At 71.1% G+C, this 17,292-nt stretch carries 16 protein-coding genes; 5 read left to right on the forward strand and 11 right to left on the reverse strand.

From position 1 onward, the window contains the following. Positions 1 to 25: 25 nt before the first annotated feature. A complete protein-coding gene (locus ABD235_RS02970; protein ID WP_344168913.1) occupies positions 26 to 1,240 on the reverse strand; it encodes a low temperature requirement protein A in 1,215 nt (404 codons plus the stop codon). A 117-nt stretch (positions 1,241 to 1,357) separates the two neighbouring features. Between ABD235_RS02970 and ABD235_RS02975 the strand changes: the two genes are divergently transcribed. The 4 genes from ABD235_RS02975 (at position 1,358) to ABD235_RS02990 (ending at position 5,196) form a co-directional block, all read left to right on the forward strand. Then, positions 1,358 to 2,386, forward strand: a complete 1,029-nt coding sequence (locus ABD235_RS02975) for an NAD(P)-dependent alcohol dehydrogenase (RefSeq protein WP_344168916.1) — start codon at positions 1,358 to 1,360, stop codon at positions 2,384 to 2,386. Positions 2,387 to 2,396: 10 nt separating this feature from the next. Next, positions 2,397 to 3,425 carry an amidohydrolase family protein gene (locus ABD235_RS02980; RefSeq protein WP_344168919.1) on the forward strand — a complete coding sequence of 343 codons (1,029 nt, stop codon included), beginning with the start codon at positions 2,397 to 2,399 and terminating at the stop codon, positions 3,423 to 3,425. Then, positions 3,425 to 4,294: an iron-sulfur cluster assembly protein gene (locus ABD235_RS02985; protein ID WP_344168922.1), complete on the forward strand. Its 870-nt coding sequence runs from the start codon at positions 3,425 to 3,427 to the stop codon at positions 4,292 to 4,294. The genes ABD235_RS02980 and ABD235_RS02985 overlap by 1 nt, the downstream gene beginning before the upstream one ends. A gap of 98 nt (positions 4,295 to 4,392) precedes the next feature. Next, positions 4,393 to 5,196: an IclR family transcriptional regulator gene (locus ABD235_RS02990; RefSeq protein WP_344173636.1), complete on the forward strand. Its 804-nt coding sequence runs from the start codon at positions 4,393 to 4,395 to the stop codon at positions 5,194 to 5,196. A gap of 212 nt (positions 5,197 to 5,408) precedes the next feature. Here the strand turns inward: ABD235_RS02990 and ABD235_RS02995 are convergent, their stop codons facing one another. From ABD235_RS02995 to ABD235_RS03025, 7 genes are all read right to left on the reverse strand, one after another. After that, positions 5,409 to 6,707, reverse strand: coding sequence for a sugar ABC transporter permease (locus ABD235_RS02995; protein ID WP_344168925.1), 1,299 nt, complete (start codon positions 6,705 to 6,707; stop codon positions 5,409 to 5,411). Next, positions 6,704 to 7,513, reverse strand: a complete 810-nt coding sequence (locus ABD235_RS03000; protein WP_344168928.1) for an ATP-binding cassette domain-containing protein — start codon at positions 7,511 to 7,513, stop codon at positions 6,704 to 6,706. The genes ABD235_RS02995 and ABD235_RS03000 overlap by 4 nt, the downstream gene beginning before the upstream one ends. 91 nt (positions 7,514 to 7,604) lie before the next feature. Continuing rightward, entirely contained in the window at positions 7,605 to 8,681 is a 1,077-nt protein-coding gene (locus ABD235_RS03005; protein WP_344168931.1) for an ABC transporter substrate-binding protein, read from the reverse strand. Positions 8,682 to 9,150: 469 nt separating this feature from the next. Next, positions 9,151 to 10,326, reverse strand: coding sequence for an ROK family transcriptional regulator (locus ABD235_RS03010; RefSeq protein WP_344168934.1), 1,176 nt, complete (start codon positions 10,324 to 10,326; stop codon positions 9,151 to 9,153). 504 nt (positions 10,327 to 10,830) lie between these two features. Next, a complete protein-coding gene (locus ABD235_RS03015; protein WP_344168937.1) occupies positions 10,831 to 11,712 on the reverse strand; it encodes an adenosylcobinamide-GDP ribazoletransferase in 882 nt (293 codons plus the stop codon). A 43-nt stretch (positions 11,713 to 11,755) separates the two neighbouring features. Continuing rightward, complete coding sequence (locus ABD235_RS03020; protein ID WP_344168940.1) at positions 11,756 to 12,496, reverse strand: bifunctional adenosylcobinamide kinase/adenosylcobinamide-phosphate guanylyltransferase; 741 nt, start codon at positions 12,494 to 12,496, stop codon at positions 11,756 to 11,758. After that, positions 12,489 to 13,037, reverse strand: a complete 549-nt coding sequence (locus ABD235_RS03025) for a TetR/AcrR family transcriptional regulator (protein ID WP_344168943.1) — start codon at positions 13,035 to 13,037, stop codon at positions 12,489 to 12,491. Before ABD235_RS03025 ends, ABD235_RS03020 begins: the two co-directional genes overlap by 8 nt. A gap of 135 nt (positions 13,038 to 13,172) precedes the next feature. Here ABD235_RS03025 and ABD235_RS03030 point away from each other — a divergent pair, with 135 nt between their 5' ends. Then, positions 13,173 to 13,721 carry a hypothetical protein gene (locus ABD235_RS03030; RefSeq protein ID WP_344168946.1) on the forward strand — a complete coding sequence of 183 codons (549 nt, stop codon included), beginning with the start codon at positions 13,173 to 13,175 and terminating at the stop codon, positions 13,719 to 13,721. Here the strand turns inward: ABD235_RS03030 and ABD235_RS03035 are convergent. Genes ABD235_RS03035 through ABD235_RS03045 form a run of 3 tightly spaced genes read right to left on the reverse strand, consistent with a single transcriptional unit; the run spans position 13,705 to position 17,290 of the window. After that, positions 13,705 to 14,511 (reverse strand): ECF transporter S component, encoded by an 807-nt coding sequence (locus tag ABD235_RS03035; protein WP_344168949.1) that lies wholly within the window; start codon positions 14,509 to 14,511, stop codon positions 13,705 to 13,707. The two genes, ABD235_RS03030 and ABD235_RS03035, sit on opposite strands and share 17 nt — an antisense overlap. After that, complete coding sequence (locus ABD235_RS03040; RefSeq protein WP_344168952.1) at positions 14,508 to 16,196, reverse strand: ABC transporter ATP-binding protein; 1,689 nt, start codon at positions 16,194 to 16,196, stop codon at positions 14,508 to 14,510. The genes ABD235_RS03035 and ABD235_RS03040 overlap by 4 nt, the downstream gene beginning before the upstream one ends. Next, on the reverse strand, positions 16,193 to 17,290 hold the full coding sequence (locus ABD235_RS03045; RefSeq protein WP_344168955.1) for an energy-coupling factor transporter transmembrane component T: 1,098 nt from the start codon (positions 17,288 to 17,290) through the stop codon (positions 16,193 to 16,195). The genes ABD235_RS03040 and ABD235_RS03045 overlap by 4 nt, the downstream gene beginning before the upstream one ends. Between the last annotated feature and the right edge of the window lie 2 nt (positions 17,291 to 17,292).

Here is a 17,292-nt window from a genome sequence, read left to right on the forward strand (position 1 = left end):
CGGCCGCGGCGCGGGAAACCTTCAGCTAGCTCGAATGTCCGTGCCGGAGCTCGTCCCGCTCCCGCGCGAACCGCACCGACTCGAACGCGACCAGCCCGGCCAGCAGCGCCGCCAGTACGCCGACCTGCCCGAGCGCCGGCACCTTCGCCACCGCGAACACCGCGACCACGCACAGCGCGGCCGTGATCAGCCGGCTCCACCCGACCGTGGCCGTCGTCCGGTACTTGAACCCGACGTGGCCCAGCAGGTAGAACACGACGCCGAAGAACAGCGCGTACAACCCGATGCCCTTGAGCGGGTCGTCGAGGTGGTGGTGCTCGGTGTCGCCGACGTACTCGAGCACCTTCTTCAGGCCGAGCGCCAGCAGCACGATCCCGGCGACCATCGGGAAGTGCAGGAACGTGTACGCGTCGCGGGCCAGCTTCGGCCGGGTCTCCGGCGGCTCGTTCGCGAGCGCGTGCTCGCCGTAGTGCACGGTCGCGTCGAAGTAGATCCACCACAGCGCCGCGGAGACGCCGAGCCCGAGCAGGGACGCGATGACGATCGGCCACGAGATCGGCAGGTCGGTGACGCCGACGCCGATCGCGACGATCGACTCGCCCAGCGCGATGATCACGATCAGCCCGTGCCGCTCGGCGAAGTGGGCGGCCGAGCGGAACCGCCAGCCGCGCGCGTCGATCAGGTAGGTGCCGCCGTAGTCCGCGGCCAGCGCCGCCGCCCACAGCAGCGTCTGGGTCCGGCCGTGGAACTGCGACGCGACCAGCAGCAACGCCGTACCGGCCAGCATCGAAGGCGCGAACCGGAGCAGCGTCCGGCGCAGCGTCTTGTCGCCGTCCGCGATCAGCCAGAACAGCACCAGGTGCAGCGCCCGGAACGCGAAGTACGCGATCGCGATCACCACTGGCCCGGGCAGCCCGCCCGGCAGGTCGTGGAACGCTTCCGGGATCGCCAGCGCGATCATGAACATCGCCGCCATCGCCAGCAGCAGCACGGTCCGGACCGAACCCTCGTCGGCCTTCACCAGGTTGCACAGCCAGGAGAAGCCGATCCAGCTCCACCACAGCAACCCGATCAGCAGCACACCCCGAACGACACCGTGCCAGGTCAGGTCGTGTGCCATCAAGGCGGTGATCTGGGTCAGCGCGAAGACGAAGACCAGGTCGAAGAAGAGCTCGAGCGTGGTGACCGACTGGTCCTCGGAGGTGGCCTGCGCCTTGATCGGCGGCCGTCGTGTGCTCATGGCCGCCATTCTGCCTGCGCGGGCGGTTATCGGAAGGCGATAACGCCCCTTCCGGTACGCCGGGCGCGCCGACACCATCGGACCCACCATCGCAGACCCCGAAAGGTTGTGGCCACGGTGAAGGCAGTGCGCGTCCACGAGTACGGCAAACCACCCACCCTCGACGACATCCCCGACCCGGTCGTGCAGGGGCCGCTGGACGTGATCGTGAAGGTCGACGCGGCCGGCGTCTGCCGGACCGACCTGCACATCATCGAAGGCCAGTGGGCCGACAAGTCCGGCGTGGAGCTGCCGTACGTGATCGGTCACGAGAACGCCGGCACCGTGCAGGAGGTCGGCGCCGCGGTGTCGACGGTCGCGCCGGGCGACAAGGTGATCCTCCACCCGCTGGTGACGTGTGGACTGTGCCGCGCCTGCCGGGCCGGCGACGACGTGCACTGCGCGGACTCGCGCTTCCCGGGCATCGACACCGACGGCGGCATGGCCGAGTACCTGCGGACGTCGGTCCGCTCGATCGTGAAGCTCGACGACGGGCTGGCGCCGGCCGACGTCGCCGCGCTCGCCGATGCCGGCCTCACGGCGTACCACGCGGTCCGCAAGGCCGTCCCGCTGCTGCACCCGGCCGACCGGGTCGTGATGATCGGGGCCGGCGGGCTCGGGCACATCGGGCTGCAGTGCCTGGTCGCGATGACGCCGTCGCGGGTGACGGTCGTCGACCGGTCGCAGGAGGTGCTCGACAAGGCGCTCGCGCTCGGCGCGCACGCGACCGTGCTGAGCGACGGCAGCCAGGTCGAGCAGGTACTCGAGCAGACCGGCGGCGAGGGCGCCCAGGTCGTGCTCGACTTCGTCGGCGAGAACGGCACCGAGGCCGACGGCGTCGCGATGACCCGCAACTCCGGCTCGTACTTCGTGATCGGGTACGGCGGCACGATCGACGTCCCGACGATCGACGTGATCTCCCGCGAGATCAACATCGTCGGCAACCTGGTCGGCTCGTACAACGACCTGGCCGACCTGATGGAGCTCGCCGCGCAGGGCCGCGTCCGGCTCGCCACCCAGCAGTACTCCCTGAACGACGCGCTGACCGCGCTGGACGACCTGGACGGCGGCCGGGTCCCCGGCGGCCGCGCCATTCTCACGAGCTGAGGAGCATCCCATGTACAGCAAGGACGGCAACAGCTACTTCATCGTCGACAGCCACGTGCACGCGTGGGACGCGACCCCGGCCAACCAGGCGAACCGGTACGGCGAGGGCTTCATCAACTGCTTCTACGACTACCACCGCAACCTGTCGCCGGCCGACAAGGTGTGGACGCTGGAGGAGTTCCACAAGCAGTCCGAGGAACGGATCGTGAAGGACCTGTTCACTGACGGGTACGTCGACAAGGCGATCTTCCAGCCGACGTACCTGACCGACTTCTACGTCAACGGGTTCAACACGACCGAGCAGGACGGCGTACTGGCTGAGAAGCACCCGGACAAGTTCATCGTCAACGGGGCCTGGGACCCGCGCGACGGCGAGGCCGGTCTGGACAAGCTGGCCGAGCTGTCGGAGCGGTGGAACCTGCGGGGGGTGAAGCTGTACACCGCGGAGTGGAAGGGCGACTCGAAGGGCTGGAAGCTGACCGACCCGTGGTCGTACCGGTACCTGGAGAAGTGCGAGGAGCTCGGGATCCGGAACATCCACATCCACAAGGGCCCGACGATCTACCCGCTGAACCGGGACGCGTTCGACGTCGCGGACGTGGACGACGTCGCGTCGGCGTTCCCCGGGCTGAACTTCATCGTCGAGCACGTCGGCCTGCCCCGGCTCGAGGACTTCTGCTGGATCGCGACGCAGGAGCCCAACGTGTACGGCGGTCTGGCGGTCGCGATGCCGTTCATGCACACCCGGCCGCGGTACTTCGCGCAGATCCTCGGGGAACTGCTCTACTGGATCGGCGAGGACCGGATCACGTTCGCCAGCGACTACGCGATCTGGACGCCGGCCTGGCTGATCGAGCGGTTCGTCGACTTCGGCTACCCCGCGGACCTGACCGAGTACCCGGAGCTGACGGTCCAGGCGAAGAAGAAGATCCTCGGGCTGAACGCGGCCAAGCTGTACGACATCGAGGTCCCCGAGGAGCTCCGGCTGCCCGAGTCCGCGGACGGCGCGGTCGGGTCCGAGCCGGTGCCGGTGGCGTGATGATCGAGGAAGCGCTGGCAACGGTCAGAGATCCGGAGCTCGACGCTCCGATCACCGAGCTCGGCTTCGTCTCCCACATCGCGGAGAACGACGGTGAGGTGGAAGTCGAGCTGCGGTTGCCGACGTACTTCTGCGCGCCGAACTTCGCCTACCTGATGGTCGCCGACGCGTACGACGCGGTGGCGGCCGTGCCCGGGGTGAAGAAGGTGGTGGTCCGGCTCGAGGACCACTTCGCCTCCGACGAGATCAACTCCGGCGTCGCCGCGTCCCGGGGCTTCGAAGGCTCGTTCCCGGGCCTGGCCGACGGTGAGCTGGAAGAACTCCGCCGGACCTTCCGCCGCAAGGCCCACCGAGCCTGCCAGGAACAGGTCGCCAGCCGCCTGCTGAAGGCAGGCTGGACCATGCTCACCCTCGCCGACACCACGCTGGGTGAGGCACGGGCCGCCCTCACTGGCGCAAGGCTGGGGGAGGCGCGGGTGGCCGTGACCGCGACAACGATTGGCGAGGCGGAGGCGGCGCTGACCTCCGTCCGCCCGGCCGGCGAAGCCAGGCCTTCGCCGGGCGCGCTTGCCCCTCCCCCCTCCTCCTCCGGCGCGGCGTCAGCCGCGCCGGAGGAGGAGCAGGCGGAGATCGAGTTCGAGCGTCTGCGGAGGCGGCGAGCCGAGCTCGGGCTGTCCAGCGGACCTGAAGCTGCGCTGCTCGTGCAGGACGACGGGACTCCTATTACTGCGGTGGACCTTCCTCTGCAGCTGCGGATGGCGAAGACGACGCGGATCAGCATCGAGGGGAACTCGGGGCTGTGCCGCGGGCTGCTGAGTGTCCGGTACGGGCTGCCGCGTCCGCCCGGTGTCGACCAGGCGGCCGGGTGACGGCCACTGAGGTGCCGTCCGAGCGTGGTTCCGGCGCTCGGGCGGCACGGCGAGGTAGTGCGACGGCTCTGGTTTCAGGGCAGGCTGTCAGGGTGACCATGCCCGCGCAGCCCTTCGACCCGCCCGCGGTGGCCGCCACGCCCGCGGCCGGGACCGTGCAGTCGGTGTCGCGGGCGCTGAAGGCGATGGAGTTCGTGGCCGCCAGCCGCGACGGTGTCACCGCCAAGGAGATCGCCGCGCACCTCCAGCTCGCGCTGCCCTCGGCGTACCACCTGCTGGCGACGCTGACCGAGTCCGGCTACCTGGTGCACCTGGCGCAGGACCACCGCTACGGCCTCGGCTACCGGGTCCGCCTGCTTGAGCAGGGGCTGGAGCGGCAGCTCGAGGTCCCGCCGCTGATCGCGTCCGCCGTACGCCGCCTGCACCTGGAGGCCGACGCGGCGGCGTACTACGCGGTCTACCGCGAGGTCGACGTCGTGATCGCCCACGTCGTCGACTCCGAACGGCGCCCGCGCGTGCAGGTCCTCGACATCGGCTTCCACGAGGCGACCCACGCGACCGCGTTCGGCAAGGTGATGCTCGCCGCGATGACCGAGCAGGCCCGCAACGCCTACCTCGACCGGGTCGGCCTGCGGCAGTGCACCACCAGCACGATGACGGACCGGCCGACCCTCGAGACCCATCTCGACAAGGTCCGCCGCTCCGGCGTGGCGCTGGAGATCGGCGAGTTCCAGGACGGCCTGTCCTGCCTGGCCGCGCCGGTCCGCTCGTCGGCGGGCGCCGTCCTGGCCTCGGTCGCCATCTCGCTCCCGTCGGCCGACTTCGCCGCCCGCCGCTGGGCGCTGGAGCGCGCCGTTCGGCGTGGTGCGCTGGTGGCGACCCGGGCGGTCAACGCCCTCTAGCGCGGGGCACGGGCGCTCGGCGTACAGGGAGCGGGCGGCGGCGCCCGGCGTACAGGCGACGGGTGGTGGCACCGGCGTACAGGCGACGGGCGGCGGCACCCGCCGTACAAAGGAAACCGACCGCGACTCCCGGGCGGGGGAGTCGCGGTCGGTTCGTTGGAACGGCGGGCTGCTGCCGATGCAGGGGATTCAGACAGCAGCCCACCGGGTCACTAGGCCCGGCCGTGCGCCTGACGGCTGCGGCGGCTGAGCGAGTCGATCGTCACCGCGACCAGGAGCACGCCGGCGGTGACCATGTAGCGGACGCTGGAGTCCAGGCTGAGCAGCGCCAGGCCGTTGGAGATCGACATGATCACCAGCGCGCCGAGCAGTGCCGAGTACGCCGAACCGCGGCCGCCGAACAGGCTGGTCCCGCCGATGACGGCGGCGGCGATCGCGTTCAGGTTCGTGTCGCCACCACCGCTGCTCTGGTTCACCGCGACCAGCCGGGCCGCGGCGAGCAGCCCGCCGACGGCGGCGAAGGTCGAGCAGGCGGCGAACACCGACAGGTAGATGAACCGGACGTTGATACCGGCCCGGCGAGCGGCTTCGACGTTGCCGCCGACGGCCATCACCGAGCGGCCCCAGCGGGTCTTGCGGATCGCGAAGTCCGTCGCCATCACCAGGGCGAGGAACAGCACGAACATCGACGAGACGCCGCGGTCGCCGTTCAGCACCAGGACCGGGACCAGCAGCACCAGCGCGAGGGCGCCGGCCTTGATCGCGATCATCGACGTCGGTGCGGCCGACAGGCCGGCCGCGGCGCGGGCGCCTCGGGCGCGCAGCCGGGTCAGCACGTACACGGCGACGACGACCGCGACCAGGCCGTAGGCCAGCGCCGGGGACAGGAAGCTCCGGGTCGCGAACCCGACGATCGCGGAGTCGAAGGGCAGGTTGAGCGAGCCCTCCTTGCCCAGGACCAGCAGCTGCAGACCGAGGAACCCGAGCAGGCCGGCCAGCGTGATGACGAAGCTGGGCACCCCGAACCGGTTGTACAGCGCGCCGTAGAACAACCCGATCACCAGGCCGAGCACGGCTCCCGCGATCAGCGACAGGATCAGCGGCCATCCCTCGTTGACGAAGGTGACACCCAGGACGGCGGCCGCCAGACCGCTCACCGAACCGACCGACAGGTCGATCTCGCCGAGCAGCAGGACCAGCACGATGCCGATCGCGATCACGCCGACCGAGGTGGTCTGCAGGGTCAGGTTGACCAGGTTGCGGCTGGACAGGAAGTTGCTGTTCGAGATCTGGAAGACCGCCCAGATGATGATCAGGCCGACCACGACCGGGACCGAGCCGAGATCACCGGTGCGCAGCCGCGCGGTGAAGGCCGAGACCGCCCCGCTGAAGCCGTGGCTGGCGATCAGCCGCTCGTCCTGCAGGTCGGCCGGCAGGGCGGCGGAACCGTTCGTTGCCTCGGGCACGGTGTCCTGCACGGGCGCCTTCGAACCGTCGACCGGGGTGGTCATGATGCCGTACCTTCCTCGCGGGTCCGGCGCGCCGCGCGCTCGGAGACCGCGTTGTCAGTCGCGCCGGTGATGGCGGCGATGATGTCCTGGGTCTTGGTCTCGCTGACCGTGAAGACGCCGTTGTTGCGGCCGAGGCGCAGGACGGCGACCCGGTCGGCCACCGCCATCACGTCGGCCATGTTGTGACTGATCAGGATGACCGCGAGGCCGCGTTCGCGCAGCCGCTCGACCAGGTTCAGCACCTCGGCGGTCTGGGCCACGCCGAGGGCCGCGGTCGGCTCGTCCAGCATCACGACCTTGGGCTGGCCGAGCAGGCTGCGGGCGATCGCGACCGTCTGCCGCTGGCCGCCGGACAGGCTGGCCACGGGGATCCGGACGCTCGGGATCTTCGCGGACAGCTGGCGGAGCAGCTCCCAGGAGGAGCGTTCCATCTCGACCTCGTCGAGCACCGTGCCCTTGCGCAGCTCGCGGCCGAGGTACAGGTTCGCGACCACGTCGAGGTTGTCGCACAGCGCGAGGTCCTGGAACACGGTGGCGATGCCGAGCTGCTGCGCCTCGGCCGGGCTGCCGACCCGGACCTCCTGGCCGTCGAAGACCATCGTGCCGTCGTCGGCGGTGTAGACGCCGGCGATGGTCTTGACCAGCGTCGACTTGCCGGCGCCGTTGTCGCCGACCAGGGCGAGCACCTCGCCGGCCCGGACGTCCAGCTCGATGTTCTTCAAGGCCTGGACCGCGCCGAAGCGCTTGGAGACGCCCCGCAGCGCCAGCACGGTGCCGGTGGCGACGGGGGTGGGTGTGACAGTCATCGATTCAGCTCCTGAGAGGTTCGTTCACGACCGAGCCCCGGCGGCACCCCCGGCCTCCTCAGAGCCGGGGGTGCCACCGGGGTGGGCTGCCTTACTTGAGGCCGGCGGCCGTGCAGGCGGTCGCGAACGACGCGGTGCAGATGTCGGTCACCTTGTAGATGCCGTCCTTCACCACAGTGTCGTTGATGTTGGCCTTGGTGACCGCGATCGGGTCGAGAATGGTGGACTTCACGCCCTTGAAGTCACCGGTCGCCTCGGGCTGACCGCCACCAGCCAGCGCCACGGCGGCCTTCGCGGCGGCCTCGGCCTGCGGCTTGACGGCCTTGTAGATGGTCATCGACTGGTCGCCGGCGACGATCCGCTGGATCGCGGCGAGCTCGGAGTCCTGACCGGTGACCGGCGGAAGGGGCTTCACGCCGCCACCCTTGAGGGCCGCGATCGCACCGCCCGCGGTGCCGTCGTTGGCGGCGTACACGCCGACCAGGCCGTTCTTGATCGCGCTCAGCTGGCCTTCCATCCAGGCCTGGGCCTTGTCCGGGCTCCAGTCCGGGGTGTCGAACTCGGCCGCGATCTTGTAGCCGCTGGTGTCGAGCACGCTGTGCGCGCCCTTCTTGAAGTCGGCGGCGTTCGGGTCGGTCGGCGCGCCGTTGATCATCGCCAGGTTGCCGCTGGTCTTGCCGGCCGCCTTCAGGGTGTCGACCAGGGTCTGCGCCTGCAGCTTGCCGACGGTCTCGTTGTCGAACGAGACGTAGTAGTTCGCGCCCTCGATGAACCGGTCGTACGCGATCACCGGCACGTTCTGGCCCTTGGCGGAGGCGACGACCGCGGCGGCGGCCTTGCCGTCGACCGGGTCGAGCACCAGCACGTTGGCGCCCTGGGTCAGCGCGGCCTCGGCCTGGGTCTGCTGCTTGGCGGCGTCCTGGTCGGCGTTGCTGTAGATCAGCTCGCAGTCCGCGCAGGCGGCCTTCAGCGCCTCGGTGAACAGCGGCCGGTCGAGCGCCTCGTACCGGGTGGTCTTGGACTCGGGGAGCAGCAGGGCGATCTTCTTGCCGCCCGAGCCGCTGGCGGAGTCGGAGCCGCCGTCATCCGATCCACAGGCGACCAGCGACACAGCCAGGGCCGACACGGCGATACCGAGGCCGACGAGACGAGTTGGTGAAACGGACATCTGGTGACTCCTTGACGTGAGGGCCCGAGTAGGCCTGATCGAAGTCAAGCTCGCCCGAGGCTTGACGTCAAGCCTTGAATTCAAGAAATAGAAATATCGTTGTCACAGAGATGCACTACGGCGTGAGAGCGCTCGCCTTACGAGGGGGCTGGTGTCCCGCTGCGTTACGCGCGGGCTACGCGGGTGCACTCAGGCGGCGAGTGGTGCCGGCGTGCTGGGGTCATTGCGGGCTGCGCGGGTGCGCTCGGGCGGCGGTGGTGCCGGGTGTGCTGCGGCCAGGGGCGGCTAGGCGGGTGCGCTCAGGCGGTGGGTGGTGCTGGTGTGCTGTGGTCGGGCGGAGTGGCATGTGGCTGAGGCCCGGTGGCGATGCGCGGGCTACGCGGGTGTGCTCAGGGTGGTGCCGGTGTCCTGCAGTCGGGCGCGGGGCTCCGCGGGTGCGCTCAGGCGCGGTGGTGCTCGTGTGCTGCGGTCAGGCGCGGGCTACGCGGGTGTGGCTGAGGACCGAGGCGAGTTCGATGGCGCCGAGGACGTCGGCGGCGTCGCCGAGCTCGGCGGGGCGGAGCTCGACGGTGGCGGCGGCGCTGGGGATGGCGCAGCGGTCGAGGGCTTCGCGCATCGGGATGAGGATCAGGTCGCCGGCTTCGGCCATCTTGCCGCCGACGACGATCACCTCGGGGTTGAACAGGTTGACCAGGCCCGCGACGGCGACGCCGACGCGGCGGCCGGCGTCCTCGATCACGCGGCGGCAGCCGAGGTCGTCGGCCAGGGCGCGGGTGATGATGTCACGCAGGCGTAGCGGGCCGTGCGAGGCGGCGAGCGAGTTGAGCAGCGCGCGGGAGCCGACGAACGTGTCCAGGCAGCCGCGGTTGCCGCAGCGGCAGATCGGGCCGTTCTCGTCGATGGTCAGGTGGCCGATCTCGCCCGCCGTACCGGCCGAGCCGCGGAACACCTCACCGCCGAGCACGATCCCCGCGCCCACGCCGTACGAGAACTTGATGTAGCACCCGTGCTGGACGTCGCGCAGCGCGCCGGAGCGGAGCTCGCCGAGCGCGGCCAGGTTGGCGGTGTTGTCGAGCGCGACCGGGGCCCGCAGGTACCCGGCCATCGCCGCAGCGACGTTCACGCCGCGCCAACCCGGCAGGACCGCGTCGGAGCCGGCCTCGCCGCTGACCGAGTCGACCGGCGTCGGCAGGCCGAACCCGATCGCGCCGATGTCCTCGACGCCCTGCCCGACGGTCTCGGCGAGGTCGGCGAGCAGGCGCGCGGCGCGTTCCATGCCGTCGTCGGCGACGTGGTCGGCCTGCAGCGGCATCGACTGCTCGGCGAGGATCTCCCGGCTCTCGGACGCGATCGCGACCCGGACGTCCCGCTCGCCGAACGCGACCCCGGCGAGCAGGCCGCCGCCGGAGGCCAGCGAGACCAGTACGGCGCGGCGGCCGTTGCGGATGCTCGGGGACACCCCGACCAGGCCCGCCTGGTCGAGCTCCTTGACCATGTTGGACACGGTGGCGGCGGACAGTCCGGAGGCGGCGGCGATCTCGACCTGGGTGAGCGGACCGTGCTGCCGGACAACCCCCAGAACACGCTCACGGTTGGCTTCGCGCAGCGAAGCCTGTGAGCCTGGTGCCGGGCGGGTTGCGTTCATTACATAAAGATAACGGATTGAAGGCATTCCGTCGCCGGAATGCAGCCCGTCGGCCCGACCGTGATCGCCATGTGTCCTCGCCGTTACGCGTAGTCCTGCCCGTCAGAACATCCGCCGTGACACTAATGCACCACCAGTCCCCGCACCGCCGGACGCTCGGCACGCGGCTGGAGCACCACGAAGGGTGCTCGATCGGCTGCGCTCTGTTCTGGAATCGGGGGAGTGACCACCGATGACGCCGAGGCGAGGCAGGCGGCACCCGGGCTGGAAGTGCCGTCTTGTGAAGTGCTGGGGGAGGGCGGGGGTGGTGCGTGGCTGGAGGGGCGGTGCGGCGGTGAGTGGGCGGTGGGGTGGTGAGGGGCGGACGTGGTGAGCGGGCGGTGGGGTGGTGAGGGGCGGACGTGGTGAGCGGGCGGTGCGGCGGCGGGAGGGGCGGTGCGGTGGTGGGAGGGGGCGGTGCGGCGGTGAGACGGCCGTGCGGCGGTGAGAGGGGCGGTGAGCTGGTCAGACGGCCAGGGCGAGGGTCAGGAGGGCCACCGGGAGTGCTAGTTCGACGGTGGCGCCCAGGGTGTCGCCGGTGATGCCGCCGAGGGCGGTGCGGGCTCGGCGGGTGGCGACCAGGGCCAGGGCAGTGGTGAGGAGGATGGCCAGGGCGGTGCCGATCAAGGCGGGCCAGAGGGCGACAGAGGGGGCGGCAGGGTTGTCCGTCAGGGAGATGGGGATGGCGGATGCTGCGTGATCGATGCCTATGAAGGCGCTCTCGGGGATGGGGGCTGACAGGAGGGCTGTGAGCCAGGCGAGGGCCAGGAGTAGCGTGAGAGCAGCCAGAGTGACGAGGGCGGCGGCGTACGGGCGGACGGTGGCGGCGACCATGGCGCCCAGCCCGTCGGGGCGGGCGGATGGGACGCCGGTACGGCAGGACCAGGGGAGAGTGAGGCGGCTGGCGACTGTGGCGACGAAGATCGCTTGCCAGCCGAAGCCGGCTTGGATGCAGGTGGTGAGGGCCGCTACGTCGACGAGCAGTACGGCGGCGATCGCGACGACGCCGAACGGGCCGATGTCGCTCTGCTTCATGATGCGGAGCTTGGTCTCGCGGTCGCGGCGGCTGCCGAAGGCGTCGGCGGTGTCGGCCAGGCCGTCGAGGTGGAGGGCGCCCGAGAGCACGCACAAGGTGACGACGCCGAGCACTGCAGCCAGTAGGTCTGCGTCCGGCTGAACGGCCTGTACGGCGGCAACGACCGCAGCTGAAAGGCCGCCGATCACCACCCCGGCCACCGGTGCCAGCAGCATGGCGCCGCCGGCCGTCACCCGGTTGACTTGCCGGGGAGCGGGAGTAGGCAGCACCGTCAAGGTCCCGAACGCCAACCGCAGGCCGTCGAGTCTCACGCTGCGCCTTTCACCGGGCGGTTGTCCTCCCGGCCGTGCACGCTCACAGCGCGACCGTTCGGCCGGCTACGCACCACAGGACGGTGTCGGACTCTCGGGAGATCGTGGCGTTCAGGCGGCCCATCAGGTCGCGGAACAGGCGGGTGCCGGCGTCGGCCGGGACGACGCCGGAGCCGACCTCGTTGCTTACAGCAACTACCAGGCGCGGGGTGGTCGACCAGGCGGCGGCCAGCGCGTCGATTCGCTGCTCGACCTGGCCGAGGTTCTCCTGGTGGTCCCAGATGTCGCACGAGTCCATGGTGCGCGCGAGCCAGAGGGTCAGGCAGTCGATCAGGAGCGGTGGGCCGTCGGACTCGAGCAGGGGGACGAGCTCGATGGTCTCGGCCAGGCCCCACGACGCTGGGCGGCGGGCGCGGTGCTTGGCGATGCGGTCGGCCCACTCGGGGTCCGTCGAGCCGTCGCCGCCGGTGGCGACGTACAGGGTGTCAGGGGTGTCGGCCAGCAGGCGCTCGGCCTCGGTGGACTTGCCGGAGCGGGCGCCACCGAGGATCAGGGTTCTCCGAGAGATATCCCGAACCCCGGTCGCATCTGCTGCACCCGCCTCTGCATCTCGGCTGGTCCAGGACACCTGGTCGCCGGCCGGAGTCAGTACGTCGTACCGAAGGCCGGCGGCTGTCCGCGCGACGGACACCTGGTACCCCTCGACGGCGGTAAAGCCATCGGCAGTCAGCTCGAGTACGCCGTCGACCGTCGCGCCGGCGGCCGTGGTGACCAGTTCAGCCATTGAGCAGCGCCAGACCCGCGCGCAAGAACGAGCCGGCGGCAACGTCCGCCTCGCCCAGGTATCCGGCGACCATCGCGCCGTCGCGCAGCACCATCAGGTCGTCGCCGGTGTGCGCGGGCAGGCCGAGCGGGGCGACCAGGTCCTCGAACGACTTCTTCCACCAGGCGCGATGGGAGTCGACGATCCGGCGTACCGGGCTCTCGGCGTCCGGGTACTCCGCGGCGGCGTTGATGAACGGGCAGCCACGGAAGCCAGGCGCGCACGCCATCTGACCGAGTCCCTCGGACATCATCCGCAGCGCTGCCTCGGCGTTACCGCCGGCCGCGGCGATCACGGCCTCGACGCCCGCGCGTTCCGCGGCGGCGCGGCGTTCCAGGTAGGCCACGACGAGGTCGTCCTTGGTCCGGAAGTGCCGGTAGAAGGTCACCTTCGTGGTGCCCACCCGGTCGATGATCTTGTCCGCGCTCACCGCGCGCAGGCCGTACGCGTAGAAGAGTTCGTCGGCGGCCGCGAGCAGTCGTTCTCGCACCGGCTCGGTCATGGTCGGCATCGTACGTGGCCCCCGTTCCGCTTGCGCCGACCGGCCCGGACGGTGCATGATCGCTAGTAGAGTTACTAGTCAGTCTACCTGTTGACCCACTGATCGACGACACCTCCGAGAACGGACGAACCCCTCGTGACCACAACCACCTCCACCACGCCCACCAGCGTCCCCGCGGCACTGCGCCGCCTGTACTTCGTCCGCTTCGGCTTCGCCCTCGTCTGGGCGGTCCTCCTGCTGGTCAGCGCCGACAGGCTCGGCCCGCTGAGCGTGACGCTGCTGATCGTCTACCCGCTGTTCGACGTCGCCGCGGCCGTCGTCGACTTCCGCAACTCCAAGACCCCGACCCTGGTCGCGAACATCGTCATCAGCGCCCTGGCGGGCATCGGCCTGGCGATCGCCGCCACCTCCGGCATCCCGGCCGTGCTGCGCGTGTGGGGTGCGTGGGCGATCGTCGCCGGCCTCGTCCAGCTCGTCGTCGCCGTCCGCCGCCGCGCACTCGGCGGCCAGTGGCCGATGATCCTCAGCGGCGGCATCTCGGTGCTCGCCGGTACGTCGTTCGTCCTGTCGGCCTCCGCGAAGGACCCGAAGCTGACCAGCCTCGGCGGCTACGCGCTGCTCGGCGGCATCTTCTTCCTGGTCTCCGCCATCCGCCTGCGGGCCGGCGCTAACGCTCGAAGCTGACCGGTACGTCGAACGCGGCCTTCCGCGCCGTCCGGCGGAAGGCCTTCAGGACCGGGCGCCCGAGCCCGAGCACCAGGGCGGCGCACAGGATGCCGCGCGGGATGTCCCAGCCGAGCGACGTGGCGACGACGAACAGCCAGTAGCGGTGCAGGTTCTCGGCCAGGCCGTCGCCGGGGATGAACGAGAAGTCGCTGCCGAAGGTCGCGTACGGCCAGAACCAGAGGTTCATCACGACGCCGTACAGGACGCCGGCCACCAGCGAGTACGCCGCCAGCAGGAGCAGCTCGAGCCGGCCACCGACTCGCGGCAGCAGGCCGGCCAGGCAGCCGACCCAGGCGCAGGCGAGCATCTGGAACGGCATCCACGGGCCGACGCCGCCGCTGATCAGCGCGCCGGCCAGGAGCGACACAGCGCCCAGCACGAAGCCGAAGCCCGCACCGAAGGCTCGCCCCGCCAGGATGAGCAGAAAGAACCCTGGCTCCAGCCCGGCCGTGCCCGGGCCCAGTGCGCGCAGTGCGGCGCCGACCGCGGCGAGCATGCCCAGCAGGGAGATGACCTTGGCGTCGATGCCCGACTCGGCGAGCTCAGCCAGTACGACGGCCACCAGCAGCGGCAGCAGCAGGACGAACAGCCAGGGCGCGTCAGTGGTGTGACCGAGCGCCGAGGCGCCCGCCTGGTCGGTCTGCCAGATCAGGGGCCAGCCGAAGGCCAGTACGCCGACCGCCGACGCCAGCAGCAACGTCGCGGTACTGCGTGGCTTCAGCCGGACAAGTCTCGGGCTGGAGGTCACGAAGCCCGCTCCAACGCCGTCGCGACCTCGCCGACGGTCAGGAACGGCAGCGGCGCCAGGATCTTGGCCACCTGCGGCGCGAACGCCGGGGAGCCGGCGATGACCGTGGCGGTGTCGCCGTCGCTGACCAGCTCGCCGTCGGCCAGCACCAGGACCCGAGTGGCGACCTCGGCGACCATCTCTACGTCGTGGGTGGACAGCACGACCGCATGCCCGGCCGCCGCCAGCTCGCGCAGGATCTCGACCAGCCGCCGCTTCGCGCCGTAGTCCAGCCCGCGCGTCGGCTCGTCGAGCAGCAGCAGGGGAGGAGCGCCACACAGTACGACGGCCAGCGCCAGGCAGAGCCGCTGTCCCTCGGACAGGTCCCGCGGGTGCATCTGGTCGTCGATGTCCGGCGCCAGCCGCTCCAGCAACGCGCGACAGCTGCCAGCTGCCACCCGGAAGTCGCTGTCGGCTCCGGCGCACTCCTCGGCCACAGTCGGCGCGTAGAGCAGGTCAGCCGGCTCCTGCGGCACCAGCCCGACGGCCTTGACCAGCTGCTTGGGCTTCGTACGCCGTGGGTCGATCCCGGCGGCCACCACACTGCCCGAGCGCGGCTGGACCAGCCCCACCAGGGCGTTGAGCAGCGTGGACTTGCCGGCGCCGTTGCGGCCCATCAGTGCGACCACCTCACCGGCCCGCAACGTCAGCGAGACGCCACGCAGCGCCGGCACGCTCCCGTAACTGACCACCAGGTCGTTGCACTGGGCAAGCTCCTTGCCGATCGCCAGGACCCGCGGGGCCGGCCGGTGATCGCCCAGCCGCTCCCGCAGTACGCCGGCCGCCCGGCGAGCGTCCCGCACCGACAGCGGCAGCGGCGACCACCCGGCCAGCCGGCCCAGCTCCACCACCGGTGGTGCGACGGGCGCAGTCACCATCACGTCCGCCGGAAGGCCGGTCGTCACAGCACCCGCCAGACCGTTGGACCCAGCACCCGCCCCCGCGACGACCGGGAGACCGCTCGACCCAGCGCCCGGCACCCCACCGAGCGCCGCAGCCGAGATCTCGACCACCCGGTCGGCGTACTGGATCACTCGCTCGAGCCTGTGCTCGGCCATCACCACCGTCACGCCCAGGTCGTGCACCAGCCGCTGCAGCGCGGCCAGCACCTCCTCGGCCGCCTGCGGGTCCAGCGCCGACGTCGGCTCGTCCAGTACGAGCACAGCCGGGTGCGACGTCAGCGCAGCGCCGATCGCCGTCCGCTGCCGCTGCCCGCCCGACAGTGCGGTCAGCGGGCGATCCCGTACGTCGGCCAGCCCGAGCAGGTCGAGCGTCTCCTCGACCCGGCGCCGCATCACGTCCGGGGCGACGCCGAGCGACTCCATGCTGTACGCCAGCTCGTCCTCGACCGTGTCGGTGACGAACCCGGCCATCGGGTCCTGCCCGACGATGCCGACCACGTCCGCCAGGTCGCGCGGCCGGTAGTCCTTGGTGTCGCGGCCGTTGACCAGGACGCGGCCCGACAGCGTGCCGCCGGTGAAGTGCGGGACCAGCCCGTTGATCGCCCGGAGCAGCGTGGACTTGCCGGAACCGGTCCGGCCGATCACCAGCGCCAGCTCGCCCTCGGGGACGGTGAAGCTGACATCCCGAAGCGCCGGCTCGGTAGCACCGTCGTACGTGACGGTGACCCGGTCGAACTCGATCATGCCGCCACCAGCTCACGTCGTCGGGTCAGGGGAGGAGCAGCAACAGCAGGGGCCAGGCCGATCAGGATGCCGATGACAGGGAGCAGCGGGACCGGCGGCACGACCAGCGGGCCGGGCAGGATCAGTCCTTCGACGCCACGGGCCGCTGCGATGACCAGCGCCGCGGCAGCGAGCGCACCGGACCCGATGACGAGCCACTCCGGCAGGGCCCACGGGTCCGGCCGGTAGCGGGTGCGCGTCACTCGCTGCCGCCCGACAGCCATCGCGCCGGTCGCCAGCAGTACGCCGAACGCCAGCGCCCCGCCCGCGGCCGGTGCGGCCATCGCATCGGTGAGCAGGGAGTAGACGCCGAGCATGATGCCCAGCAGCCCGAGCAGGACCGACGCACCGGTGATCTGGCGTTGGCGGCGCGGCACGTGCGCCGTACGGCCGTAGCCGCGGGAGTCCATGGCCGCGGCCAGTTCGACCGAGCGGTCCAGTGCGCCTTCCAGGACCGGCATGGCCGTCGTACGGAACGAGCCGCGGGCTCGGCCGCGCAGGCGGCGGGCGCCGCGGATCCGGCGGGCGTCGGTGACCAGCTGCGGCGCGAAGGTCAGTGCGACCACGCAGGCGACGCCCATCTCGTAGAGGGCCCCAGGCAACGACTTGAGCAGGCGGCGCGGGCTGGCCAGGGCGTTGGCGGCGCCGATGCAGCACAGCATCACGGCCAGCTGGCCGCCGTCGTACAGGGCGGTGACCAGCGCCTCGGCCGTCACCTCACCGCCGAGCTTCACGCCGCTGGCCCAGTCCGGCAGGGGGATCTGCGGCAGGGTGAAGAGCAGGGTGTTGCCCTGCGAGCGGGTCGACAGGAGTGCTTGCAGTACGACGCGGACGCCGATCACGACCAGGCCGAGCTTGAGGAAGGCCAGGTAGCTGTTGGCCCAGGGGGCGTCGCTGCGGCGCGCGGCCACGACGAAGCCGGCGACCGCCAGGATCAGGACCAGCAGCACAGGGTTGCGGGTCCTGCTGGCGGCGACGGCGAGGCCGAGTGCCCACAACCACCAAGCCCCCGGGTGCAGAGCCCGGGGGAGAGTCAGGTGGTGGACCGCGCGCACCT

The sequence above is a fragment of the Kribbella lupini genome (genome assembly GCF_039529595.1).
In the GTDB taxonomy this organism is placed as follows: domain Bacteria; phylum Actinomycetota; class Actinomycetes; order Propionibacteriales; family Kribbellaceae; genus Kribbella; species Kribbella lupini.